Genomic DNA, 23,282 nt, shown 5'->3' with positions numbered 1-23,282 from the left:
GCGTTCACCGGCTCACGCCGGTTCCGCCTCACCCCGCCTCCGCCACACCGTCCTCCCCGTACAGCACCCGGGTCACCGACTGGTACGTGATTCCGTGATCGGCCAGGGCTTCTCCGGCGACCCCGCCTCGCAGGGTGATCGCCAGCAGCAGGTGTTCGTCCCCGATGTGGCGGTCCCGTCGGGCGAGAGCGACCCGCAGAGCCCTCGTCAGGACGTCCTTCGCGCTCTGCCCGAAGGGCCGACGCCAGCTCCGCCGGCCGTTTCCGCCACGCCCGCCCGACTCCAACGCCCCCTCACCGTGCGTCTCCTCGATCCGGGAGACGATCTCGGCGAGGTCGATACCGAGACCGGACAGGGCGTCCGCGTCGGCGCGCGACAGCCCGCCCCGGCGGCGCGCCTCGGCGAGGTCCCGCTCCAGCGACTCCCGGAACCCGGCCGCCCCGAGCGACGTCAGGACGAAGGAACCCCGGCTGCCCTCCCGGTCGAGGAGCGCCAGCAGCAGGTGCTCGTCCTCGACGGTCTCGGCCCCCACCCGCTCCGAGTGCGACACGGCGCCTTCGACGACGGCGCGCGCATCCTTCGTAAAGCGTTCGAACATCACTGCCTCCCGTACTTCTTGTGCACGGCCTGCCTGCTCACTCCGAGTTCCGCGGCGATCTCCTGCCACGACCAGCCCTGATGGCGCGCACTGCGCACCTGTACCGCTTCCAACTGCTCCAGCAGCCTCCGCAGCGCGGAGACCGCCCGCAGCCCGATCCGCGGATCGCGATCACCCGCACGCTCGGCCAGATCCGTTGCTTCGGTCATGATGTCAACCTACGTTGACAGACCCTTCATGTCAACCAACATTGACACCCGCGCCCGCACGGACACCGACCGCGCGCACCGACCGGACACGGGAAACGGGCACGGAAGACGGGCACGCGAAACGGCGGGCCCGGAAACCCGGACCCGCCGTTTCGTGTGTCTCCGCAGCCCCGGGAATCAGCCCGTGGTCAGCACGATCTTGCCGAACAGGTCGCCGGACTCGAGCCGTTCGAACCCCTCACGGGCCCGGTCGAGCGGCAGCACCTCGTCGATGACGGGTCGCACACCGGTGGCCGCGCAGAAGGACAGCAGGTCCTCCAGCTCGTCCTTCGTCCCCATGGTGGAACCGACCACCTTGAGTTCGAGGAAGAAGATCCGCGTCAGTTCGGCGTGCGAGGGCCGGTCACCGCTGGTGGCACCCGAGATCACGACGGTGCCGCCGGGACGCAGCGACTTGACCGAGTGCGACCAGGTGGCGGCGCCGACCGTCTCGATGACGGCGTCCACCCGCTGCGGCAGCCGCGCCCCGGACTCCAGCGCCTCGACGGCGCCGAGTTCGAGCGCCCGCTTCCGCTTGGCCTCGTCACGGCTGGTGGCGAAGACCCGCAGCCCGGCGGCCTTCCCGAGCACGATCGCGGCGGTGGCCACGCCCCCGCCCGCACCCTGCACGAGCACGGAGTCACCGGGCCGCACCCCGGCGTTGGTGAACAGCATGCGGTACGCCGTCAGCCAGGCGGTCGGCAGACAGGCGGCCTCCTCGAAGGACAGTTCCTTGGGTTTCGGCAGAACGTTCCACGCCGGTACGGAGACCTGTTCGGCGAAGGTGCCCTGGTAGCGCTCGGTGAGGATGGACCGGGGCTCCCCGGGGCCGACCCCGTGCCCGCTCTGGCCGATGACGGAGTGCAGGACGACCTCGTTGCCGTCCTCGTCGATTCCGGCGGCGTCGCAGCCGAGGATCATCGGCAGCTTGTCCTCGGCGAGGCCGACCCCGCGCAGCGACCAGAGATCGTGGTGGTTGAGGGAGGCGGCCCGTACGTTCACGGTCGTCCAGCCCGGCCTCTGTTCGGGGGCCGGACGCTCCCCCAACTCCAGGCCGTTCAGCGGCTGGTCACGGTCGATTCGGGCGGCATAGGCAGCGAACATGACCTTGACGATAGGCTCCGCCCCCGGCCGGGGGAACCGCCTCCCCGTGTGACACGCGTCCCCCGGCGCGCCGGGGCGAACCCCGCCGGGCAACCGCCTGTCCTCGCCCCCTCCGCCCCCGCCCGTCCCGTACCCGGGGCTGCCGCCCCCAGACCCCCGCTTCGGCCTGGACGGCCTCGCCCTCAATCGCCGGACGGGCCGAGACTTTCCGGCGCTGGGGGGACAAATTCAGCCCCTCAGACCCTTGAGGAGCGGGGGGCGTACCAACGGGGGCAGCGCCCCCGGTATGCCCCCCGGTACGGGCCACGGGCAGGGGCGGAGGGGGCGAGAAACACCCGCCCGGACGCTCACGCGGGCAAAAAGCCGGCCCCGCCGGAACCATCCCGGCGGGGCCAAGCAGGACGCGAACGGTCAGCGGCGGGCGACGCCCTCCGCACGGGCGGCCGCGGCCACCGCGGCCGTCACCGCCGGAGCCACCCGCTCGTCGAACGGCGAGGGGATGACGTAGTCCGCGGCGAGGTCGTCCCCGACGACCGCGGCCAGCGCGTCGGCGGCGGCGATCTTCATGCCTTCGGTGATCCGGGAGGCCCGGACCTGGAGCGCACCGGCGAAGATCCCCGGGAAGGCCAGCACGTTGTTGATCTGGTTCGGGAAGTCCGACCGCCCGGTCGCGACGACGGCCGCGTACTTGTGGGCGATGTCGGGGTGCACCTCGGGGGTCGGGTTGGCCATCGCGAAGACGAAGGCACCCTCCGCCATGGAGGCGACCGCCGGCTCCGGCACCGTACCGCCGGAGACCCCGATGAAGACGTCGGCGCCCGAGAGCGCCGCCTCCAGCGAACCGGAGATCCCCGCCTTGTTGGTGATCTCCGCGAGCTCCCGCTTGACGTCCGTCAGATCGTCCCGGTCCCGCGACACGACGCCCTTGCGGTCGGTGACCGCGACATCGCCGAGGCCCGCCTCCAGCAGGAACTTGGCGATGGCGACGCCGGCCGCGCCCGCGCCCGAGATCACCGCGCGCAGATCGCCGAGCGAGCGCCCGGTGAGCTTGGCGGCGTTCCGCAGGGCCGCGAGGGTGACGACCGCTGTCCCGTGCTGGTCGTCGTGGAAGACGGGAATGTCCAGCCGCTCCTGGAGCTTGCGCTCGATCTCGAAGCACCGCGGTGCCGAGATGTCCTCCAGGTTGACGCCGCCGAAGGAGGGAGCGAGCCGGACCACCGTCTCGACGATCTCGTCGACGCCGGTGCAGGCGAGCGCGATCGGCACCGCGTCCACTCCGCCGAACTGCTTGAACAGAATGGCCTTGCCCTCCATGACGGGGAGCGAGGCCTCCGGGCCGATGTCACCGAGCCCGAGCACGGCCGTGCCGTCGGTCACCACAGCGACCACGGACGACTTCCACGTGTAGTCGTGGACGAGTTCCGGCTGCTCGGCGATCGCGCTGCACACCTTCGCGACGCCGGGCGTGTAAGCCAGGGACAGGTCGTCCTTGTCGCGGATCGGCACCGTGGCTTGCACAGCCATTTTGCCGCCGCGGTGCAGCGCGAAAGCCGGGTCGAAGGAATCGAGGGGCTCGGCCCCGCCTTCGAGATCCGTACTGCTGTCGCTGCGAGGATTGACGATCTCCGCTGCCACTTTGTTTTACCCCTTAAGTCTTCATTGGCTGAGGGTGACCACTCCTGGTTGAGGGGTGGGCGGGCACCGCGCAGGCCCTGCCGCCGTGGTTGCGTACGGGCCGCTGCGCGACGGGCGCGCCGCACACGCGCCCTGAGCCCCGGATGAGGGGTGTAAAGAACCTTCTTACCGGACGGACCATGTCGAGGACGAGTCCATAGAGCCAAGATCACACGTCGGTGAGATGACTCATGCCCTGATCCATTGACACTTCCTGACATGTCCTCGTTCGGACATGAGTGCCGCGTAGCGGTCGTCCGCATCGCACGAAGCGCCGAAGATCTTCCCGCCCGAGGGAGGGATTCCCGCACAAGATCCGGCCTGGAGCTACTGGCCCGTAACGGTTCGGGGGTCGCCCGTTATCCGATTTTGACATAGCGGGCACCCTGAATCGCGCGATCCGAATGGCAAGATGCCGTCATTACACGAGGTCGCGACACTCAAAGGTGTGTGTTCTCGTCGACCTATCGGCTACTCCCTCATCCGCCGGAGGAACCCTCATGACCGCACGCACCACCCGTCGTACCACGGCCGCGTCGTCCCGGATAGCAGCGGTCGGTGCGATCGCGGTCGCCGGCGCCCTGATCCTCACCGGTTGCGGTGACCAGACGAAGAGCGGCAACAGCAGCTCCACCCAGTCCAACAGTGCTCCCCTGTTCTCCAAGCTGCCCAAGAAGATCCAGGACGCGGGCGTCATCAAGGTCGGCACGAACGCCGAGTACGCCCCCATGGAGTCGACCGATGGCGGCAAGATCGTCGGTGTCGACCCGGACCTGGCCGACGCGCTGGCCAAGCAGCTCGGTGTGAAGTTCGAGTTCACCTCGGGCTCCTTCGACGGCCTGATCACCGCCGTCAACTCCGGCCGCTACGACATCGGCATGTCGTCCATCACGGACAACAAGCAGCGCCAGGAGGGCCTGGACGACAAGGGCAAGAAGCTCGGCGAGGGCGTCGACTTCGTGGACTACTTCACGGCCGGTACGGCCATCTACGTGAAGAAGGGCAACCCCGAGGGCATCAAGGGCATCGAGGACCTCTGCGGCAAGACGGCCGCCGTGCAGCAGGGCACGACGTACGAGACGGCCCTGAAGGACCAGTCCAAGAAGTGCACGGACGCCGGCAAGAAGGCCATCAACATCGAGTCGTTCCAGAACGACACCGAGGCCCAGACCCGTGTGAAGTCCGGCGGCGCGGTGGCCGGCATCAACGACTACCCCGTCGCGGTCGACCTGTCCAACAAGGCCGACGGCGGCAAGGCCTTCGAGGTCATCAACAAGCAGTACGACGCCGGACCGTTCGGCATCATCCTGAACAAGAACAACACGCAGCTCCGTGACGCGCTGAAGGACGCCGTCGACGCGATCATCAAGGACGGCTCGTACCAGAAGGTGCTGGAGAAGTGGGGCGCCCAGTCCGGCGCGATCGAGCAGTCCGCGATCAACGGCGGCAAGTAAGCCGAGCGCACCACTGAAGGGCAGTCACGTGACTGACAATCTCGACAAGTCCGCCTCGGACACCCCGCCTCCGGGCGACACGGTGTCCCAGAGCGGGACCTCCGGGCCGGCCCCGGAGACCATCAAGGCGATCCCCGTCCGGCACTACGGCCGGTGGATCAGCGGCGTCATCGTCGTCGCGCTGCTCGTGGCGCTCGGCGTCGCGTTCTCGCAGGGCAACATCCAGTGGCACACGGTCGGCAGTCAGCTCTTCGTGTCCACCGTCGTCCAGGGCGCCGGCCGCACGCTGCTGATCAGCATCCTCGCCATGATCGTGGGTGTGGTGCTGGGCGTCGTCCTCGCGGTGATGCGGCTCTCGAAGAACCCGGTGACCAGCACGGTCGCGTGGCTGTACATCTGGTTCTTCCGCGGCACGCCGGTCTACGTCCAGCTCCTGCTGTGGTTCAACCTGGCGCTGATCTTCCCCGTTCTGAACCTGGGGCCGATCTACAAGAACAACATGACGGACGTCATGACTCCGTTCATGTGCGCCCTGCTGGGTCTCGGTCTCAACGAGGCCGCGTACATGGCCGAGATCTGCCGCGCCGGCCTGCTGGCCGTCGACGAGGGTCAGACGGAGGCCGCGCAGGCCCTGGGCATGAGCCACACCAAGACGCTGGCGCGGATCGTGATCCCGCAGGCCATGCGCGTGATCGTGCCGCCGACCGGCAACGAGTTCATCAACATGCTGAAGACCTCGTCGCTGGTGTACGCGGTCACGTACAACGAGCTGCTGCGCTCCACCTCGGCGATCGGCTCCACGTCGTACGCCGTCATGGAGATGCTGTTCGTCGCCTCCATCTGGTACCTGGCCATGACCAGTGTGTTCAGCGTCTTCCAGTACTACCTGGAGCGCTACTACGCACGGGGTTCCAGCCGCAGTCTGCCGCCGACCGTCTTCCAGAAGATCAAGACGAACATGCTCGGTCTCGGCAGTGAGAGGGGCAAGGCATGACCGCGATGGTGAAGTCGGAGGGCGTCCACAAGTCCTTCGGTCCGGTGGAGGTGCTCAAGGGCATCAACCTGGAGGTGAACACCGGTGAGGTGTTCTGCCTGATCGGCCCGTCCGGCTCGGGCAAGTCCACGTTTCTCAGGTGCATCAACCATCTTGAGAAGATCAGCGCCGGCCGGCTGTACGTCGACGGCGACCTGGTCGGCTACCGCCAGAAGGGCGACAAGCTCTACGAGCTCAAGGACAGCGAAGTCGCTCTGAAGCGCCGGGACATCGGCATGGTCTTCCAGCGCTTCAACCTGTTCCCGCACATGACGGCCGTAGAGAACGTCATGGAAGCGCCGATCCAGGTCAAGGGCACCAAGAAGTCGGACGCCCGGGACCGCGCGATGGAGCTGCTCGAACGCGTCGGCCTGTCCGACAAGGCGCGCAACTACCCCTCGCAGCTCTCCGGCGGCCAGCAGCAGCGCGTGGCGATCGCCCGCGCGCTGGCGATGGAGCCGAAGCTGATGCTCTTCGACGAGCCGACCTCGGCCCTGGACCCGGAGCTGGTCGGTGACGTCCTCGACGTCATGCGCGACCTCGCCGAGTCCGGCATGACGATGGTCGTCGTCACGCACGAGATGGGCTTCGCCCGTGAGGTCGGCGACAGCCTGGTCTTCATGGACGGCGGTGTGGTGGTCGAGTCCGGCAACCCGCGCGACGTCCTGACGGACCCGCAGCACGAGCGCACGAAGTCGTTCCTGTCGAAGGTCCTCTGACCGGGACGTCGGCGCTCCCGAGCGCAGGGAAAAGGGGCGGTACGGGTCTCCCGTACCGCCCCTTCCTCACGCCCCGGTCCTCCTGCCTTTCCCGCTGCCGCGGCAGGCCCGGCCCGCGCTCGCGTACCGTCCCACCCTTCCAGTGCGGCGGGAGGTGCCGCGGGACGCGGCAAAGGCGGTACGGATTTTCCGTACCGCCTCGACAGGGCGTGTGCCTCGACAGGGTGTGTGCCTCAACAGAGCCTGCGGGTCGCCTACTTGACCGCGAGCACCAGCGCGTCCGAGGGGGAGGACCAGACCGGCCGCGCCTCCCCGAAGCCCCGCTCGCGCAGCACGCGCGCGTGCCAGTCGGCGGAGGGGGTGTCGCCGTCGGCGTGCTCGCCGTAGATCTCGAAGCGGCGGGCGGTGGGTCCGGCGAGGACGGGGTCCTGGGCGGCCACCTTCCACCATTCGGCCCAGTCCAGGGCGCCTTCCTTCTTGGCCTCGTCCATACGGGCGATCCGCTGGGCGCGCTCGGCCGCGTTGATCCGGGGTGTCGTCTCGTCGATCACGTGGTCGGCGTTCATGAACACACCGCCGTCGCGGACGAGTTCGGCGATCTGGCCGTAGAGGACGGCGAGGGGTTCACTGTGCAGCCAGTGCAGGGCCGTGGCGGTCAGCACCGCGTCGTACGTGTCGTACGGCAGCGAGGTGCGCCACTTCGGGTCCGTGAGGTCGGCGGTGACGAAGGTGACCCGGTCGTCGCCGGCGAAGGTGCCCTCGGCGATGGCGAGGAGGGCGGGATCGAGGTCGACGCCGGTGCTGGTGGCTCCGGGAAGACGGGTGAGCAGCCGCGCGGTGACGGTGCCGGTGCCGCAGGCGAGGTCGAGGACGCGGGGCGCGGGTCCGACGAGGGCCTCGACCATGTCGAGCATCACCCGGAAGCGGTCCTCGCGGTCCGGCATGTACCACTCCTGCTGCCGGTCCCAGCTCCGCTGCCAGGCGTTCCAGTCGGTTCCGGTGCCGATGGCCATGAAAGCCCCTCCCCCAGTCGACCACGTAATACCCTGTAAGCGCGATCGTCTGTTACCTGACCGCCGCCACGACGATAGAGCGCCTCCGTAAGGACTACAAGTGGAACTGGCCTATTACTCGGACTACGCCGTCCGCCTCGTCAACACCGAGGAACCGGCCCGGGGCAAGGACTCGCTGACCTCCGTCGAGGCCGTCCGTGACCTGTTCAGGGGCAACTCCTCGGCGGCCCGCCGCGCCGCCGACGCTGACGTCACCCGCTTCCGTTCGGTACGGGGGCGGCTGCGCGCGGTCTTCGAGGCGGCGGACACCGGCGAGGAGACCCTCGCGGTGGACCTGCTGAACTCGCTGCTCCTCGAATTCCCGGTGAGCCCGCAGATCTCGGGTCACGACCACCGTGACGACGACGACCGCCCGCTGTGGCACATGCACCTGGCGGACCACCCGTCGAACGCGACAGCGGGGTACGCGGCGATCGCGGCGATGGGCCTCGCCTTCCATCTGACCGAGTACGGCGTGGACCGCCTCGGCCTGTGCGAGGCCGCCCCGTGCCGCAACGCCTATCTGGACACCTCGACCAACCGCTCCCGGCGCTACTGCTCGGACCGCTGCGCGACCCGCGCCAACGTCGCGGCCTACCGCGCCCGCAAGCGCCTGGAGGCGGACCGGACGGGAAACACCGGCCTGGCGGCGACCAGCACCCAGCGGACAACCGCGAACAGCGAACGCTGACCCGCCTTCGGCGGTCGGAACCGGAACCGCACCTTCCCGAGGACGAGTTCCTCGGGAACGGTTCCGTAGTCGGTGCTGTCCCCGCCCGCGAACGCGTTGTCCCCGAGCACCCACCAGCCACCCTCACGCCGCTCCGCGATCCGCTTCACGACGAGCAGGTCCTGCTGGAACGGATGCCGCAGGACGACGACATCGCCCGGCCCCACCCGCGCCCCCCACTGAACGACGAGCCGATCCCCGTGCTGGAGTGTGGGCACCATCGAGGGGCCCGTCACCTCCGCCGCCCCGAACGGCAGCAGGGCCTTCCCCCGCACGGTCTCCTGCGACAGCTCCGGCATCACCGGCACCTCCCCGGTCCTATCCTCCACCAGTCCCAGTTTCACCCCGGACTTTTGTCCTAAGCCCATGGGGGCACTCGCGAAAACGCCTCTCCCACGGAGTAATGTCCCACCTGAGAAGACGATCACGAGGAAGGACAGCTCAATGCTTTCCCGCCTGTTTGCCCCCAAGGTCAAGGTCAGCGCGCACTGCGACCTGCCCTGCGGCGTGTACGACCCGGCCCAGGCCCGCATCGAGGCGGAGTCGGTCAAGGCCGTCCAGGACAAGATGGCCGGCAACGACGACCCGCACTTCCAGGCTCGCGCCACCGTCATCAAGGAGCAGCGCGCCGAGCTCGCCAAGCACCACGTGTCGGTGCTCTGGAGCGACTACTTCAAGCCCCCGCACTTCGAGAAGTACCCGGAGCTGCACCAACTGGTCAACGACGCTCTCAAGGCCCTCTCGGCCGCGAAGGCGTCCACCGACCCGGCGACGGGCCAGAAGGCGCTGGACTACATCGCCCAGATCGACAAGATCTTCTGGGAGACCAAGAAGGCTTGATCTATGGCTAGGCCATCTGACCTGTGGTTTCGCGGGTCTCATCGCCTACCTGTCCGCACCCGGTCCGCCGGCCGCCGAGAACGGCGTCCATGACGGTCCGGGTGCGGCCTTCTTCGCCCGGCCACAGGTGGGCGTAGATCCGCAGCGTGGTGACGGCGGATGGGACCGAGGACCAGCTGAACCTGCTCGACGCCCGCTCCGCCGGCAAGAGGGCGGAGGCGTAGAAGTGGTGGAGGTCGCGGGTCGCCATATGCCGCAACTCAAGGGGCTTGCGACCCTCACGCTCGGCTGTCACGGTCTCTGCCGCTTGGAGGGCCTTACGCGCGCAGAGTACGAGACGACAGCGATGACAGAGACAGCTCGCCGAACGGTAGCCTCTTGGGCATTGTTGTACGCGCCGTGGCGCGGGGGACAAGGGGGCTGCGGGTGCGGTTGAATCTTGAGTTCCAAGATGTGCAGGTACCAGAGGCCGAGTTACGTTCGCTGCACATGTGGCTGATGGCTGACCCTGTCGCTCGCCGCCACGCGAAGCCGGCGCTCGGTGCCTCATGCCCCCTGCCATCAGGTGCTCAGGGCGGCACAGTTGACCTGGTGTCGCTCGTGGTCGGTTCCGGTTTCAATGCCGCGTCGCTCGCCATGTCCCTGGTCGCATGGCGCGCGACGCGTCCGCAGCGTCCGACGGTGACTGTGGATCGCGCCGACGGTCTGACGATCACGATCTCGGACTCCTCTGCCGAAGAAGCCCTGCGTCTCATCGAGTTGTTGGTCGACGACTCCGGCAGCACGAGCGAGCCCAACGGCTCCGACGGTTCCGGGGAGCCCGATGGCCTCTCCCCCTGATCCTTCCGCCTCACGAGCGGTACTCATAGGCGCCGGCTCCTACGAGGCGCTCGACGACCTGCCCGCCGTAGCGCACAGCGCGGAGACGCTCGGGAGCCTCTTCACTCAACAAGACATCTGGGGACTTCCATCCGCCCATTGCCGAGTGGTGCTGGACCCTCAGACCCCACGGCAACTGTCCAAGTCCGTGGCCGAGGCGGCCCGAGAGGCAACGGACGCCCTGGTCGTCTACTACGCGGGACACGGGCTCATCGAGCCGCGAACAGGCGGGCTGTATTTGGCCGTCGGGGACAGCGACTGGATGTCGGTCCACGACACAGCGGCGCCTTACGACTGGATCCGGCGTTCGATCGAGCAGAGCCCCGCCGCCCGGAAGATCGTCGTGGTCGACTGCTGCTACAGCGCACGGGCCTTCGGTGTGCAATCAGCGGACGCTGGCACTGTTCTCGAAGTCGAAGGCACATATCTACTCGCCGCCTCCGCCGAGAACGCCGTAGCAATCGCTCCTCCGGGCGAGCCGTACACCGCGTTCACCGGCGAAATGATCAGGTTGATCAGCAACGGGGTGCTGGAGGGTGGCGAGTTCCTCGATCTCGACACGGTCTACACAAAGCTGCGCCTCGAACTCGGCATGAGAGGGAGACCCGAGCCCCACCGGCTGTGCCGCAACAGCTTGGGCAGAGCACCCTTCATTCGGAACGTGGCGTACGAGCCGTTACCGACTGCGTCACGGCCCAGCTGGAGTACCTGGACGGCCAGTCATACGACCAGCACCAATGCCTCGACGGATCCCACGGAATCCGAGCCCTACGTCCGTCTCGCCACCCTGCGGAGCTTGCTGGACCAGCTGATCCAGCAGCTCTCCCCGGCCCAGAGCCTCGCCGACACCCTGCAGACCGTCACAGACGGGGTCGTCGTGGGGTTGGGCTACGCATTGGCCGCCCTCAACCTCGTGCGTCCGGACGGAGACCTCGTTGTCGCAGCCTTCGCAGGCAACTCGAGCGCCGAGGCCTTGCTTACGGGCCGGGTCGGCTCACGCGAGTCGTGGGAACGCCGTCTCTCGATGGGCGAGGCGTGGGGCGATCTACGGTTCATCCCTCACTCGGAGGGCTGGGTGCTCGATCAGGACGACGTACCGCAGTGGTACACCGAGGGGGAATGCCGAAGTTCGACGACGAGTGGCATCCCGGCGACCGGCTCTTCGCACCCCTGTACTCCGTAGGCAGCAACGGTCGCCAGGACCTCATCGGTGTCATCTCCGTCGACCGGCCGCGCAACGGACGTCGCCCCGGTGCGTGGGGGAGGGAAGCACTCCAGGTGTACGCGGCCCACGCCTCGGTCGCCATCGCCAACGCCCAGCTGAAGGCGAACATGAAACGTGCGCTGGCACGTCTGGAACGCGAACAGCACGCACTTCGCGCCAGCGAGGCGTCCTTCCGGGAAGCCTTCGAGTACGCGCCGTCGGGCATGGCTGTGACCGAGCTACACGACGAACAACCGGGCAGAGTCGTGCGCACGAACGACGCTCTGTGCCACATGTTGGGCAGATCAGCCACGGAAATGCGTCGCTACACGTTCTCCGATCTCGTCCATCCCGAGGACGGGCACACCTTGTTGACAACACCCGTCAGAGGAGGCAGAGCAGAACTGCGGCTCACCCACCGGGACGGCACGTCCGTATGGGTTTCCCTCCGGAACAGCGTCATCCCCGACAACACCTCTGCGCCGAATCTCCTTCTCGTCCACGTCCACGACATCGAGGAACCGAACTGGCACCGCTCCCGAGGCTCAGCCGATCTGACGTGAGCTCCGGGGCGATGCCGGCAAGATCCGACCCGACCGACATCGTCTCGGCTGAAGCCGCTTACCCCATGCCCGTACGGGGCTCAGATCCGCGCTGACTCCGCGCCGACGGGGTGCCGCAGGAAAGAGTGGGACGCCGTGCCTTCTCAACGCCCACAGGAAGATCCCCGCAGGTCACCGACCCGGCCCATCACTAGGAGACCAAGAAGGCCTGACCTGCGTCCGGGCCGTCCGACCCGCGTTGTCGCGGATCGCGTCGCCTGCTTGTCCGCACCCGGCCCGCGGGCCGCCGCTCTCGTCGTCCCGACGGTCCGGGTGCGTACTGCTTTCCTGGGGCAGTCGGTGTATCTCGGTCACACGGGCAGTTGGCGCATCTCGATCACCCGCAGGCCCAGTGCCTGGAACCGGGTGAGCAGTCCGTACAGATGGGCGTCGTCGATCACGGTTCCGAAGAACAGGGTCTGTTCCTTCGTACGCACCCTGTCGAGTTCGGCGAAGGCCGAGGCGAGCGTGTCCGAAACAAGGCCGGCGATCCGGAATTCGTAGCGCATACGAGCACTTCCCTCGGGGCCGGGGCGCGGGGTCCGCTGCGATCCCCTGCCATCGTCGGTCCCGCGCACCGATGTGGCATCCCCCGGTGCGGGCGACCCCGGCCCACCTCGGAACACTCCCGCTCACACCCTCGCCACTCCACCTTCCACCCATGCCCCGGCGCTCCGCGCATCGGGCGCGGAAAAAGGCCGAAAAAAGGTGACCGGGCGGCGCGCCCGGCGCCTGGTGCTCACCTTCTGCGGGTGATGCGGGTGATCGCGCGGGCGGCGAACCTTGAGGGGCGGGTCCGCGTTCCGCCGGCCCCGGGACCGCCTCGGAGGATGTCGATGAACGTTCTCGCGGCAGCCGGCCGGGGCGCCTCCGTCCGCACCGGCCGCGCCGCGTTCCGCCGCAGGCGGCGGTTGCGCGCGGGCCTCCTCCAACTGGTCTTCATCGCCGGCGGACTGGGCCTCGGTCTCCTCGTCCCGGAGTTCACCCGGGGACCCGTGCTGCCTTCCCGCCAGGTGTCCGAGATGCTGCTCGCGACCGGCTTCGGGGTGCTCGGCGCGGCCACCGTCATCTTCTCCGTGCTGTTCCTGGTGGTGCAGTGGGCGGCCACCACCTTCACCCCGCGGCTCACCCTGTTCCGGGACGCGCCGATCGTGTGGCGGACGTTCGCCTTCGCCGTCGGGACGACCGTCTTCTGTGCCACCGCGGCCCTGACCATCGCCAACCGGGACAAGGTCTCGGTGGTCCTGCCGATCAGCGCGGGCGTCCTGCTGCTCCTGCTGCTGACGCTGCTGCGCAACCTGCTGCTGCAGGCCGTCGCCGCGATCCAGCTCGCCCCGGTGCTCGGCTCCATCTCCGAACGGGGCCGGCACAACCTCGACGTCTTCTACGCGAGCGGCTCCACGAGCGGCCGGGGAGGTCCGGGACACCCGGCCGGTCCGGACGGGCCGCGGTCGACGGTCGGCTGGCCGAAGGCCGGCGCGGTGCTGCAGCGCGTGGACGTGGGCCTGCTGGCGCGCGCGGCACAGGCGGCGAACGCGGTCGTCGTCCTGCGGGTGACCCCCGGCACCACCTTGCAGGACGGCACCACCGTCGCCGAGGTGTACGGCGGCGAACTGCCCGCCGCCGCCGTCCTGCGCGGCCTGGAGACCGGCGCCGAGCGGGTCTTCGACCAGGACCCCGGACTCGCCTTCCGGCTGCTCGCCGACATCGCGCTCCGGGCGCTGTCCCCGGCGGTCAACGACCCCGCCACGGCGGTGCAGGCACTGGACGCCATGGAGGATCTGCTGCGCCGGCCGGTCCCGGCGCGGGCCCGGCCGCGCGAGGTCACGGACCGCGGGGGTGCCTTGCGCGTCGTCGTCCCGCTGCCGGGGTGGGAGGACTTCCTGCGCACCGCTCTCGACGACGTGATCCCGGCCGCCCGGAACTCCCCGATGGTCCTGATCCGCCTCCGGACGCTCCTGGAGGAGCTGCGCCGGGCGCGCCACGGCCGCGCCGACGCGCCGCTCACCAGGCGGCTGGCCTGGGTGGACGAGGAGCTCGACGCCGGTTTCCCGCGGCTGCGGGACGCCCTCGCGGAGGAACACGAACGCGAGGACCACGAGGGACGCGAAGGGCACGAAGGGCACGAAGGGCACGAAGGGCACGAAGGGCACCTGGAGCACGAAGGGCACGACGAGCTCCCTGACCAGGGGTGAACGGGTGTCCGAGGGGCCCGGGGCCGGACCGGTCCCTCGCCCGGGAGCCCGTGGCGGCGGATCCGCGAGCTCACCCGCGGAGGGTGATCCGGCGGGGCGGGGGGTGACCGCACTCTGGAGCCGAAGAAGGACGTCACGCGTCAGAGAGGGCACCGCTCATGGCCTGCATCCAGCGGCAGATCCGGCCCGTGCCGGGTGTGCCGTGCCCCGGGCCCGTCCGGCACGGCCCGGAGGACCCCGTACGGTCCTCCGCGTCGCCGTGCCCCTCGGGGTCCGCGCGCCGCACGCCGTCGACGCGGCCGCCGGCGCCCCCGGACGGCGCACCGAACGTCGCACCGATCACGCCGATCACACCGGACGACGTCGTCATGGCACGTCCCGTGTGTTCGGGGGGCCCTGCTCGCCCCCCGCCTTCGAGCGTCTGTCCGCCGGCGGACCCAGCACCCCCGTCCGGCACACCACCGCGCTCTGCGCACCGACCCGCCAGGCCCTGCTGACCGGCCGCAACCCCCCGCCGGCCGGACCTGGGCGGAATCCCCGAGATCGCGACCCGGCGCCCGGCGACAGTTCGATCCGCCCGACACCAAGGCAACGCTCGCGGAGATGTCGCACAACCGACAGGAGTTCGACCATGAACGGCTCGACGCTCAATCTGGCAGCGGACTACCCCCTGCTGAACGTCTTCTGGACCACGATGTGGTTCTTCCTCTGGATCCTCTGGTTCATGCTGCTCTTCCGCGTCATCGGAGACATCTTCCGCGACGACGAGCTGAGCGGCTGGGGCAAGGCGGGCTGGTGTGTCTTCGTCGTCATCCTGCCCTTCCTGGGCATCTTCGTGTACCTGATCGCGCGGGGCCGCGGCATGGGTGAGCGCGAGATGAAGCGCATCCAGCGGAGCCAGGAGGACATGAACTCGTACATCCGTGAGACCGCCGGTACCACCGGCAAGGCCGACGAACTGGCGAAGCTCGCGGACCTCAAGAGCCACGGCCACATCACGGCCGAGGAGTTCGAACAGGCCAAGGCCAAGGTCCTCGCCGCCTGACGGCACGGACCCCCCGCGCACTCCCGCGCACGAAGGACCGCCGCCGTCCCCCGGGCCAGTGATCCCCCGAGGGGCGGCCGGCCCTTGTGCCATTCTGGGGACGTGGGAAATCCCGGACGCCTCGAAGACCTGGTCCGGTTGCGACAGGCGCGCGACCGGATGAACCGCGAGTACGCCGAGCCGTGGGACATGGCGACACTCGCGCGCACCGCGCTGATGTCGCCCGGGCACTTCCAGCGGAGCTTCAGGGAGGCGTTCGGCGAGACGCCGTACACCTATCTGATGACACGCCGGATCGAGCGCGCGAAGGCTCTGCTGCGGCGCGGCGACCTGACGGTGACCGAGGTGTGCTTCGCGGTGGGCTGCACCTCGCTCGGTTCGTTCAGCTCGCGGTTCACGGAGCTGGTGGGCGAGACCCCGAGCGCGTACCGGGCCCGTCCGCACGACCACGGCGCCCCCATTCCCTCCTGCGTGTCCCGCCGGCTGACCCGCCCGGCCCGCCACCGCAACCCGGAGGCGGAACCGGGCACGCGCCTTTGAGGACCGCCGTCCGGGACACGCGGCGCCCGCGTGAGGCGCCTGACAAGCCCTAGGTTGGACGCATGGATCTGAAACTCTCCCAGTGCTTCATCTCCGTCGACGACCACGACAAGGCGCTCGCCTTCTACCGCGACGTGCTGGGCCTGGAGGTCCGGGGTGACGTCGGGTTCGAGGGAATGCGGTGGGTCACCGTCGGCTCGCCGCTCCAGCCGGACGTGGAGATCGTCCTGGAACCCCCGGCGGCGGACCCGGAGGCCTCGCCCGCGGACAAGCAGGCCATGGCCGAGTTGCTGGCCAAGGGGATGCTCCGCGGTGTGATCTTCTCGACGACCGACTGCGACGAGCTCTTCGAGCGGGTCCGTGCCTCGGGCGCCGAGGTTCTGCAGGAGCCCGCGGACCAGCCGTACGGCCTGCGGGACTGCGCCTTCCGCGACCCGGCGGGCAACCTGCTGCGCTTCACGGAGAAGCGCGGCACCGGCTGACCGTGGCGCCGACACCCGTGTGAGGGCGTCACGGCGGACCGGCCCGGCGAGACACCGGCCGGCCCGGGCGACATCCGCCGGCACGACACCGGCCGACTCGGTACCGCACCGGCCGGCCGGGGGCGACACCCGCCCGCTCGGCGCGACACCGGCCGGCGCGGTACCGCACGGGCCGAGTCGGGCGGCACCCGGCCTGCTCGTCGCTCCACGGGACGCGCGGGGTCGGCCGTCGTTCTCGGGTCCCCGCAGGTCACCGGCCCAGGGTGATGAGAGGCGGGAGTCTCAAGGGAGGGACACTACGTCCGTGTGTTCCGCGGGCATGGTCCGCCCGCGGAGTGAACCGTCCGAACGCCTTCGAGGAGTCACCCGTGCCGTCCGCACGCCCCCGCGTCCTGTTCGTCAGCGACCTGGCCTATCCGGCCAAGGGGCGGCGGTACTGCGACGAGGACATCGCCCTGACCTCGCGGCTGCGCGAGGAGTTCGACATCGCCGTGTGCCATCCGCTGGACGCGGCCGGGCTGATGACCGGCTTCGACGCCGTGGTCGTACGCAACAGCGGGCCGGTCCTGCACTACCAGGCCGCGTACGACGCGTTCCGGGAACGCGCGCTCGCGGAGGGTGTCCGGGTCTACAACCAGCTCTCGGGCAAGGGCGACATGGCCGGCAAGGGGTACCTGCTGGAGCTGACCGCCGCCGGCTTCCCGGTCATCCCCACCGTCGACCGCGCACCGGATCTGGATCTGCTGCCCGATACCGGCATGTACGTGGTGAAGCCGAAGCACGGGGCGGACTCCATCGGCCTGGAGTTCGTGCCGCGCGAGGAGCTCGCCGGGCTGCCGTTCGGCGACATCCTCGTCCAGCCGCGGATCGACTTCCGCTACGAGGTGTCGTTCTACTTCGTCGACGACACCTTCCAGTACGCCCTGTACGCGCCCGACCCGGAGCGGCGGTGGGCCCTGGAGCCGTACGAACCGACCGACGAGGACCGGGAGTTCGCGCAGCGGTTCGTCGAGTGGAACGACATCGCGTACGGCATCCAGCGCGTGGACGCCTGCCGGGCCCCCGGCGGTGAGCTGCTCCTCGTCGAGCTGGAGGACCTCAACCCGTATCTCTCCCTGCACGTCCTCTCCCCCGAGGTCCGGGACGCCTTCGTCGCACGGATGAAGGCGTCGTTGCACACCCTGATCGCCCAGGAGACGGTATGAACCGCACCGACGGTCCGGCGGGGAGCGTCCCGGTGCCCGCGCGACCGGTCGTCCGGTGGACCCACGTCTTCGTCGACCGGCCCGCCGCGGATCTCGGACCGGCTCTCGCCTTCTGGACGGCGGTCACCGGCACGAAGGCGTCCGAACCACGCGGCGACCGGGGCGAGTTCCTGACGCTGCTGCCCCGCGAGGGCGACGCCGGAGTGAAGGCGCAGGGCGTCGCGGACGGTGCCGGGGGCGCCCATCTCGACCTGTCCGTGGAAGACGTACCCGCGCTGGTGGAGTCGGCACTGAGGCTGGGCGCCGAGCTCGTCGCGGGGCACGAGGGGTGGGCCGTACTGCGCTCCCCCGGCGGGCAGTCGTTCTGCGCGGTGCCCTGGCACGGGGAGTCCGCGCGGCCGTCGGTGGTCGAGGGGCCGGGCGGCACGACGAGCCGGCTCGACCAGGTGAGCATCGACCTCGCACCGGGCGTGTACGAGACCGAGATCGCCTTCTGGAGCGAGCTCACCGGGTGGGAGTCCCACCCCGGCGCGCTCCCGGACTTCCAGCTGATCAGGCCGCCCGCCGGGCTGCCACTGCGCATCCTGCTGCAACGCCTCGGCACCGACCGCCCCACTTCCGCCCATCTGGACCTCGCCTGCTCCGACGTCGAGGCGGTCCGGGCGCACCACGAAGCCCTCGGGGCGACGGCGGTCGGCCGGGGCGCGCGCTGGACGGTCATGCGGGACCCGGTCGGCGGCGTCTACTGCCTGACCGGCCGCGATCCGGTGACGGGCAGCCTGCCCTAGGGGCCGGTCGCGACCACGCAGAGGACGGGCCCGCCCCGCTCCGCCTCCGGGCAGGGCAGGTCCGAGACCTCGGCGGAGATCAGCGGGGCCGGGGCGTCGCCGTCACGGCCGTTCTGCTCGGAGGTGTACCAGCCGGTCGGCGGTGCCGGCTCCGCCGAGGCCTGGAGCCAGAGCGTGAGGGCGCCGGCGCCGGCCACGGTGACCGCCCACACCACCAGGACCCTGCGCCACAACCGGCGTCGGTCCCCGTCCGCGTTCACGCCGAAGCCGCCCCGCCCCGGTCCCAGACCTCCGTGTCCACGACGGCGTCCACCGGGATCGGCCCGTAGATGTGCGGGAACTCCTCGCCGCCGGGCTCCATCGCCTCGAAGCGGACGGGCACGGTGAGCCGTTCGGCGTCGACGACGAGGAGCACGAGTTCGTCGGGTCCGGTGTAGGAGCCGTAGACCGTGGCTGCCACGGCGGGGAGTTGGTGGCGCAGCGAGCAGTGGATGAAGCCCTCCTCCTGGAGGGTCCGGCCGCGGGTGGACATCTCGAAGGCGCCGGACTTGCGGGCCGCGTCCCACAGGGAGCGCTCGGTCAGATGCAACAGGGGTTCGGACATGCGGACAACGCTACGACGTCAGCCGGGCCGCCCGCGCCTCCAAATAGCGCCGTTCGGGAAGGCTGAGGGTCTTGGCCGCCGCCGACGCGTAGGCCCCCCTGGCTCCGGCCGGGTCACCGGCGCGCTCCAGCAGATGACCGCGGACCGCGTCCAGCCGGTACCCGGCGGCCGACTCGCCCTCCAGCCGGTCGAGTTCGGCGAGTGCGGCCCGCGGCCCGTGCACCATGGCCACGGCGACCGCGCGGTTGAGGCGTTCGACGGGGCCGGGGACGCGGCGGACGAGGACGTCGTAGAGGCCGAGGATCTCGGCCCAGTCCGTCTCCTCCGGCGAGGCCGCCTCGTCGTGGACCGCGGCGATCGCGGCCCGGAGCCCGTAGGGACCCGCCGGCCCCCGCCCCAGCGCCTCGGTGACCAGGGCCACGCCCTCCTCGACGGCCGCCCCGTCCCAGCGGGTGCGGTCCTGCTCGTCGAGGGGAACGAGTTCCCCGTGCGGCCCGGTCCGCGCGGCGCGCCGGGCGTCCGTCAGCAGCATCAGCGCGAGCAGGCCGGTCACCTCGCCGTCCCCGGGCAGCAGTTGCCGGACCGTTCGGGTCAACCGGATCGCCTCATGGGCGAGTTCGGCCCGTTGCAGTGCCGTGCCGGAGGTCGCCGTGTACCCCTCGTTGAAAGTCAGGTAGAGGGTGTGCAGGACGGCGGGGAGCCGTTCCTCCCAGTGGTCGGGGCGGCCGAAACCGACGCCTCGCACCCGCTGTTTGGCCCGGCTGATCCGCTGCGCCATGGTCGCCTCGGGCACCAGGTAGGCCCGCGCGATCTCCGCCGTGGTCAGACCGCCCACCGCGCGCAGGGTGAGCGCGATCTGCGCGGCCGGGGTCAGATCGGGATGGCAGCACAGGAAGAGGAGGGTGAGCGTGTCGTCCTCCGACGGGGCGCGGTCCGCACCCGGGGGCGGCGCCGTGAACGCGTCCCGCGGCGTCAGCGCCGCCGCCTTCTCCTCCCGCAGCCGGCGTGCCTCCTCCGCGCGCAGGGCGTCGACGAGGCGCCGCGAGGCGACCTTGATCAGCCAGCCCCGCGGGTTGTCCGGCACGCCCTTGGCGGGCCACTGCCCGGCGGCCGCGAGCAGCGCCTCCTGCGTGGCGTCCTCGGCCGCGTCGAAGTGCCCGTAGCGGCGGACGAGCGCGCCGAGGACCTGCGGCGCGTGGCGGCGCAGCAGGTCCTCGACCTCGGTCGTGCCTCTCATCCCGTTCAGAGGTCCCCGGCACCGTCCTGGATGCGCCGGATGACGACCGGGTACTCGGTGAGGCCGTCGGGACCCGGGCAGCGGGTGACCCGCTCGGCGATCTCGGTGACCCGTTCCAGACTCGCGCAGTCGACCACCCAGTAGCCGGCCATCAGCTCCTTGGTCTCGCTGTACGGGCCGTCGGTGATCACGGCCTTGCCGTCCGGGCTCCGGGTCACCAGGCGGGTCTGCGCGGGTTCCACCAGACCCTGGGCGTCGACCAGCTCGCCGGACTCGGAGAGGTCGTCGCTGATCGCTCCCATGTAGGCGTACATGGCCTGCAGTTGCTCCTCGTTCCAGGCCGGCGCCTGCGCGGACGCCTTGCCCCGCATGCCCTCGTAGTCGGCCTGTGTGCCCTGCACCATCACCAGGTACTTCATGAGTCCGCTCCTTCGGCTTCCTCGGCTCGGACCACCCGTCGTGGGCGGTTCTCACAGGGGACGTCGGAGCCGGCCCGCGATTCTCTACACATCTCCGCCCGGCGGCGTCCGGTGCGTCAGGACTTCTCCGCGGCGGGCTCCTCCGGCAGATCGTGTCCCCGGTCCTGGCCTTGGTCCTGTCCGCGTCCGGGCTCGCCGGCGTATGCCGCGCACTTCGGGTTCCGGCAGGGTCCGGGGCCCCATTTGGGTACCCAGGCGCCCAGGGTCTTGTACCGGTGCACCTTCGTGGCGACCGGCTGCCCGCATTCGGGACATACATGCTCATCGGTGCCCATGCCTTCAGGGTAGGGCGGCGGACCCACCGCTTCCTGTTGTACGTCCCGGTCCAGGGCTGGGCCCGGGTCTGGCTCTAGCCCTCGGCCCGGGCCTGTCGCCCCGGTCGCGGCTCGCGCCACATGGGCCACATCCGCGGGCCGTCCGGCAGGTCGAGGGGACGGCCGATGAGCACGAAGCCGAGCCGTTCGTACAGTGCGCGGCTGCGGGCGTTGCTCGCCTCCAGGTAGGCGGCCACGCTCTCGCGGTCGCAGCGGTCGAGGACCGACTCGATCAGCGCGCCGCCGAGCCCCTCGCCCTGGCGCTCCGGATCCACCCCGATCATCCACAGGTACTCATGGGCGCGCCCCTCGGGGTGGATGTCCGCCGTCAGCCGGCCGATCAGCTCGACCCGTTCGTTGTCCGGGTCGACCGCCGCGCGCAGTTGCGCGGGAACGTCCTGGTCCGCGCCGCCGCCGTCGCCCTCACTCCCGTTCTCGCCCTCGCCCTCGTGGTTCCCGGCGGGGACGGACAGCCACAGGGCGCACGCCGAACCGTCCTCGGCCAGATCGATGCGCCCCTCGGCGAGCACGGCATCGGTGAACGCCGCCATGAGCTTGGGGTGCGTCGCGCGGCGGTGTGCCGGGTCCGGGAAGACCCAGTTGCTCACCGGATCGTCCTGAAACGCACCGTCCAGCAGCCGGACGACCAGCTCCCGGTCCGCCTCGCCCGCCACCCGGATCGCCACACCCATGACCAGCCCCACCCTTCACCCAACCCGCCCCGACCGTACGGTGGTTGAGCCTAATACCCCTCTAGGGCGACGGGCCTGTCCCGGGGTACCAGAGACGGAGTCGAGGGCGCGGCCCCGCACGCCGTGGGGGTGCGCGGGGCCCGCCCCCTCCGGAGCCGGACACCGTACGGATGTCAGGTGCCGTACGGTGCCCGGGGATCCGGGCCCTAGACCGGCCGATGAGACCGGTCAGTTGCTGCGCCGGGTGACGAACTCGGCCAGTGCGAGAAGGCCGCCCGCCGCCTCGGGGTCGGGGACCGCGCGCGACAGTTCGTGCATCGCCCGGGACATCCGTTCGGCCGCCTGGACCTGTGCCCAGTCGCGCCCGCCCGCCCGCTCGACGGCCTGCACCGTACGCTCCAACTCCCCTTCCCGGTACGGCGCCGCGTACAAATCGGCCAGTTCGGCGGCCGCCCGGGTGCCCGAGGTGAGCGCGGCGACCACGGGCAGCGACTTCTTGCGGGCGGCGAGGTCCGCCCCGGCCGGTTTGCCGGTGCGGCCGGGGTCGCCCCAGATCCCGATCACGTCGTCGATCAGCTGGAAGGCGAGCCCCGCCTCCCGGCCGAACGCGTCCAGTGCCTCGACGTCCTCGGCGTCCGCCCGCGCGTACAGCCCCCCGATGGCGCAGGCACTGCCGAGCAGGGCGCCCGTCTTCGCCTCGGCCATGGCGAGGCACTCGTCCAGGGTGACCTCGTCCGGGCCGAGCTTCTCCATGGCCGTGTCCGTGTGTTGTCCCTCGCACAGTTCGACGACACAGCCCGCGAGCCGCGCGGCGGCCGCCGAGGACGCCGGGTGCGGATCCTCGGCCAGCAGCCGCTGGGCCAGCGCCTGCAGGGCGTCCCCCGCGAGGATCGCGTCGGCGTCGCCGAACACGGTCCACGCGGTGGGGCGGTGTCTGCGGGTGGTGTCCCGGTCCATCACGTCGTCGTGCAGCAGGGTGAAGTTGTGGATCAGCTCCACCGCGGCGGCCGCCCGTACGGCCGTCGCCTGCTGTCCGCCGAGCGCCTGGACCGCGGTCAGCACGAGCGCGGGCCGGATGGCCTTGCCCGCGTTCCCCGCCGCCGGGGTGCCGTCCGCCTGCTCCCAGCCGAAGTGGTAGAGCGCGACGCGGCGCATCGAGCCCGGCAGCGAGTCGATGGCCCGGCGCAGTTCGGGGTCGACGGACGTCCGTGCCCGCTCCAGGATGACCGCGGCCTCCTGCGCTTCGGCCGGGTTCGGCGCGCCCTGTCGTTCCATGGGTCTGCCGCCGGGACTTCGCCGGTCCGGTGCCCCGGCCGGGCGCCGTCTGTCGGGAATCCCGGCCGGACCCTGCCGCGTCTCCGTCGTCATGCGGTCACCCGCTCGATCGCACCGGAGCGTCGGCCTGCCCCGGCGCCGAAACGGCCGCCGGGCGCGCACCCCCGTCGTGGGGGCCCCCCCCCCGGGGGGGGGGGGGGGGGGGGGGCCGGGGGGGGGGGGCGCCCCCCCCCGGCCCCCCGCGGGGGGGGCCGGGTGCGGGGGGGGGCGGGCCCCCCCCCCCCGGCCG

General features: G+C 70.6%; 28 protein-coding genes and 2 pseudogenes. 14 read left to right on the top strand and 16 right to left on the bottom strand.

The window, feature by feature from the left end:
* Window positions 1-28: 28 nt before the first annotated feature.
* From ACIQRL_RS20790 to ACIQRL_RS20775, 4 genes are all read right to left on the bottom strand, one after another.
* On the bottom strand, window positions 29-598 hold the full coding sequence (locus tag ACIQRL_RS20790) for a Clp protease N-terminal domain-containing protein (protein WP_401333235.1): 570 nt from the start codon (window positions 596-598) through the stop codon (window positions 29-31).
* Window positions 598-807 (bottom strand): helix-turn-helix domain-containing protein, encoded by a 210-nt coding sequence (locus ACIQRL_RS20785; protein ID WP_148010429.1) that lies wholly within the window; start codon window positions 805-807, stop codon window positions 598-600. The genes ACIQRL_RS20790 and ACIQRL_RS20785 overlap by 1 nt, the downstream gene beginning before the upstream one ends.
* A 177-nt stretch (window positions 808-984) precedes the next feature.
* Window positions 985-1,950 carry a zinc-binding dehydrogenase gene (locus ACIQRL_RS20780; RefSeq protein WP_401333233.1) on the bottom strand — a complete coding sequence of 322 codons (966 nt, stop codon included), beginning with the start codon at window positions 1,948-1,950 and terminating at the stop codon, window positions 985-987.
* Window positions 1,951-2,361: 411 nt separating this feature from the next.
* Window positions 2,362-3,585, bottom strand: coding sequence for an NADP-dependent malic enzyme (locus tag ACIQRL_RS20775; RefSeq protein WP_401333230.1), 1,224 nt, complete (start codon window positions 3,583-3,585; stop codon window positions 2,362-2,364).
* Between the two features lie 539 nt (window positions 3,586-4,124).
* On the opposite strand from ACIQRL_RS20775, the gene ACIQRL_RS20770 reads away from it, so the two are divergent.
* The 3 genes from ACIQRL_RS20770 to ACIQRL_RS20760 are packed head-to-tail and all read left to right on the top strand — an operon-like array spanning window position 4,125 to window position 6,830.
* Window positions 4,125-5,078, top strand: a complete 954-nt coding sequence (locus tag ACIQRL_RS20770; protein WP_401333227.1) for an ABC transporter substrate-binding protein — start codon at window positions 4,125-4,127, stop codon at window positions 5,076-5,078.
* A gap of 28 nt (window positions 5,079-5,106) precedes the next feature.
* Window positions 5,107-6,072 carry an amino acid ABC transporter permease gene (locus ACIQRL_RS20765; protein WP_401333225.1) on the top strand — a complete coding sequence of 322 codons (966 nt, stop codon included), beginning with the start codon at window positions 5,107-5,109 and terminating at the stop codon, window positions 6,070-6,072.
* On the top strand, window positions 6,069-6,830 hold the full coding sequence (locus ACIQRL_RS20760) for an amino acid ABC transporter ATP-binding protein (RefSeq protein ID WP_401333223.1): 762 nt from the start codon (window positions 6,069-6,071) through the stop codon (window positions 6,828-6,830). Before ACIQRL_RS20765 ends, ACIQRL_RS20760 begins: the two co-directional genes overlap by 4 nt.
* A 254-nt stretch (window positions 6,831-7,084) precedes the next feature.
* Here the strand turns inward: ACIQRL_RS20760 and ACIQRL_RS20755 are convergent, their stop codons facing one another.
* Window positions 7,085-7,843, bottom strand: a complete 759-nt coding sequence (locus tag ACIQRL_RS20755; protein WP_401333220.1) for a class I SAM-dependent methyltransferase — start codon at window positions 7,841-7,843, stop codon at window positions 7,085-7,087.
* Window positions 7,844-7,943: 100 nt separating this feature from the next.
* Here ACIQRL_RS20755 and ACIQRL_RS20750 point away from each other — a divergent pair, with 100 nt between their 5' ends.
* Window positions 7,944-8,573, top strand: coding sequence for a CGNR zinc finger domain-containing protein (locus ACIQRL_RS20750; protein ID WP_401333218.1), 630 nt, complete (start codon window positions 7,944-7,946; stop codon window positions 8,571-8,573).
* Here ACIQRL_RS20750 and sodX read toward each other — a convergent pair.
* Window positions 8,477-8,911: a nickel-type superoxide dismutase maturation protease gene (gene sodX / locus ACIQRL_RS20745; protein ID WP_401333216.1), complete on the bottom strand. Its 435-nt coding sequence runs from the start codon at window positions 8,909-8,911 to the stop codon at window positions 8,477-8,479. The two genes, ACIQRL_RS20750 and sodX, sit on opposite strands and share 97 nt — an antisense overlap.
* Window positions 8,912-9,056: 145 nt before the next feature.
* Here sodX and sodN point away from each other — a divergent pair, with 145 nt between their 5' ends.
* Window positions 9,057-9,452: a superoxide dismutase, Ni gene (sodN, locus tag ACIQRL_RS20740; protein WP_261707948.1), complete on the top strand. Its 396-nt coding sequence runs from the start codon at window positions 9,057-9,059 to the stop codon at window positions 9,450-9,452.
* A 7-nt stretch (window positions 9,453-9,459) separates the two neighbouring features.
* Here the strand turns inward: sodN and ACIQRL_RS20735 are convergent, their stop codons facing one another.
* Complete coding sequence (locus ACIQRL_RS20735; RefSeq protein WP_401333213.1) at window positions 9,460-9,702, bottom strand: hypothetical protein; 243 nt, start codon at window positions 9,700-9,702, stop codon at window positions 9,460-9,462.
* Between the two features lie 149 nt (window positions 9,703-9,851).
* On the opposite strand from ACIQRL_RS20735, the gene ACIQRL_RS20730 reads away from it, so the two are divergent.
* From ACIQRL_RS20730 to ACIQRL_RS20720, 3 genes and pseudogenes are all read left to right on the top strand, one after another.
* Window positions 9,852-10,292 carry a hypothetical protein gene (locus ACIQRL_RS20730; RefSeq protein WP_401333406.1) on the top strand — a complete coding sequence of 147 codons (441 nt, stop codon included), beginning with the start codon at window positions 9,852-9,854 and terminating at the stop codon, window positions 10,290-10,292.
* A pseudogene (locus tag ACIQRL_RS20725) lies at window positions 10,276-10,908 on the top strand (caspase domain-containing protein); the annotation flags it as partial. The gene ACIQRL_RS20730 and the pseudogene ACIQRL_RS20725, both read left to right, overlap by 17 nt.
* 210 nt (window positions 10,909-11,118) lie before the next feature.
* A pseudogene (locus tag ACIQRL_RS20720) lies at window positions 11,119-12,068 on the top strand (PAS domain S-box protein); the annotation flags it as partial.
* 380 nt (window positions 12,069-12,448) lie between these two features.
* On the opposite strand, the gene ACIQRL_RS20715 reads toward ACIQRL_RS20720, so the two are convergent.
* Window positions 12,449-12,646 carry a hypothetical protein gene (locus ACIQRL_RS20715; RefSeq protein ID WP_261707949.1) on the bottom strand — a complete coding sequence of 66 codons (198 nt, stop codon included), beginning with the start codon at window positions 12,644-12,646 and terminating at the stop codon, window positions 12,449-12,451.
* A gap of 327 nt (window positions 12,647-12,973) precedes the next feature.
* On the opposite strand from ACIQRL_RS20715, the gene ACIQRL_RS20710 reads away from it, so the two are divergent.
* Window positions 12,974-14,332, top strand: a complete 1,359-nt coding sequence (locus ACIQRL_RS20710; protein WP_401333210.1) for a DUF2254 family protein — start codon at window positions 12,974-12,976, stop codon at window positions 14,330-14,332.
* Window positions 14,333-14,465: 133 nt separating this feature from the next.
* On the opposite strand, the gene ACIQRL_RS20705 is transcribed toward ACIQRL_RS20710, so the two are convergent.
* On the bottom strand, window positions 14,466-14,702 hold the full coding sequence (locus ACIQRL_RS20705) for a hypothetical protein (RefSeq protein WP_401333208.1): 237 nt from the start codon (window positions 14,700-14,702) through the stop codon (window positions 14,466-14,468).
* A 261-nt stretch (window positions 14,703-14,963) separates the two neighbouring features.
* On the opposite strand from ACIQRL_RS20705, the gene ACIQRL_RS20700 reads away from it, so the two are divergent.
* The 5 genes from ACIQRL_RS20700 to ACIQRL_RS20680 all read left to right on the top strand — a co-directional run bounded on the left by ACIQRL_RS20700 (window position 14,964) and on the right by ACIQRL_RS20680 (window position 18,392).
* A complete protein-coding gene (locus ACIQRL_RS20700) occupies window positions 14,964-15,377 on the top strand; it encodes an SHOCT domain-containing protein (RefSeq protein ID WP_401333205.1) in 414 nt (137 codons plus the stop codon).
* Window positions 15,378-15,536: 159 nt separating this feature from the next.
* Window positions 15,537-15,917 carry a helix-turn-helix transcriptional regulator gene (locus ACIQRL_RS20695; RefSeq protein WP_401333403.1) on the top strand — a complete coding sequence of 127 codons (381 nt, stop codon included), beginning with the start codon at window positions 15,537-15,539 and terminating at the stop codon, window positions 15,915-15,917.
* Between the two features lie 62 nt (window positions 15,918-15,979).
* Complete coding sequence (locus ACIQRL_RS20690; RefSeq protein WP_401333202.1) at window positions 15,980-16,399, top strand: VOC family protein; 420 nt, start codon at window positions 15,980-15,982, stop codon at window positions 16,397-16,399.
* A 368-nt stretch (window positions 16,400-16,767) separates the two neighbouring features.
* Complete coding sequence (locus ACIQRL_RS20685) at window positions 16,768-17,604, top strand: hypothetical protein (RefSeq protein WP_401333200.1); 837 nt, start codon at window positions 16,768-16,770, stop codon at window positions 17,602-17,604.
* Window positions 17,601-18,392, top strand: coding sequence for a VOC family protein (locus ACIQRL_RS20680; RefSeq protein ID WP_401333197.1), 792 nt, complete (start codon window positions 17,601-17,603; stop codon window positions 18,390-18,392). The genes ACIQRL_RS20685 and ACIQRL_RS20680 overlap by 4 nt, the downstream gene beginning before the upstream one ends.
* Here the strand turns inward: ACIQRL_RS20680 and ACIQRL_RS20675 are convergent.
* The 7 genes from ACIQRL_RS20675 to ACIQRL_RS20645 all read right to left on the bottom strand — a co-directional run bounded on the left by ACIQRL_RS20675 (window position 18,389) and on the right by ACIQRL_RS20645 (window position 23,086).
* The gene (locus ACIQRL_RS20675; protein WP_401333194.1) at window positions 18,389-18,652 is read right to left on the bottom strand and encodes a hypothetical protein; all 264 of its coding nucleotides are present in this window, start codon (window positions 18,650-18,652) and stop codon (window positions 18,389-18,391) included. The two genes, ACIQRL_RS20680 and ACIQRL_RS20675, sit on opposite strands and share 4 nt — an antisense overlap.
* Window positions 18,649-18,996 carry a DUF952 domain-containing protein gene (locus tag ACIQRL_RS20670; protein WP_401333193.1) on the bottom strand — a complete coding sequence of 116 codons (348 nt, stop codon included), beginning with the start codon at window positions 18,994-18,996 and terminating at the stop codon, window positions 18,649-18,651. Before ACIQRL_RS20670 ends, ACIQRL_RS20675 begins: the two co-directional genes overlap by 4 nt.
* A gap of 10 nt (window positions 18,997-19,006) precedes the next feature.
* Complete coding sequence (locus tag ACIQRL_RS20665; protein WP_401333190.1) at window positions 19,007-20,233, bottom strand: RNA polymerase sigma factor; 1,227 nt, start codon at window positions 20,231-20,233, stop codon at window positions 19,007-19,009.
* Between the two features lie 5 nt (window positions 20,234-20,238).
* On the bottom strand, window positions 20,239-20,652 hold the full coding sequence (locus ACIQRL_RS20660) for a YciI family protein (RefSeq protein ID WP_401333188.1): 414 nt from the start codon (window positions 20,650-20,652) through the stop codon (window positions 20,239-20,241).
* A gap of 116 nt (window positions 20,653-20,768) precedes the next feature.
* Complete coding sequence (locus ACIQRL_RS20655; RefSeq protein ID WP_401333186.1) at window positions 20,769-20,987, bottom strand: hypothetical protein; 219 nt, start codon at window positions 20,985-20,987, stop codon at window positions 20,769-20,771.
* Window positions 20,988-21,061: 74 nt separating this feature from the next.
* Window positions 21,062-21,718, bottom strand: coding sequence for a GNAT family N-acetyltransferase (locus ACIQRL_RS20650; RefSeq protein ID WP_401333183.1), 657 nt, complete (start codon window positions 21,716-21,718; stop codon window positions 21,062-21,064).
* A gap of 228 nt (window positions 21,719-21,946) precedes the next feature.
* The gene (locus ACIQRL_RS20645; RefSeq protein WP_401333181.1) at window positions 21,947-23,086 is read right to left on the bottom strand and encodes a family 2 encapsulin nanocompartment cargo protein polyprenyl transferase; all 1,140 of its coding nucleotides are present in this window, start codon (window positions 23,084-23,086) and stop codon (window positions 21,947-21,949) included.
* Window positions 23,087-23,282 lie beyond the last annotated feature (196 nt).

The organism is Streptomyces sp. NPDC091209 (assembly GCF_044757755.1).
GTDB lineage: Bacteria > Actinomycetota > Actinomycetes > Streptomycetales > Streptomycetaceae > Streptomyces.
The sequence above is the reverse complement of the archived record's forward strand: the minus strand, read 5'-3'. Positions and strand labels throughout refer to the sequence as shown.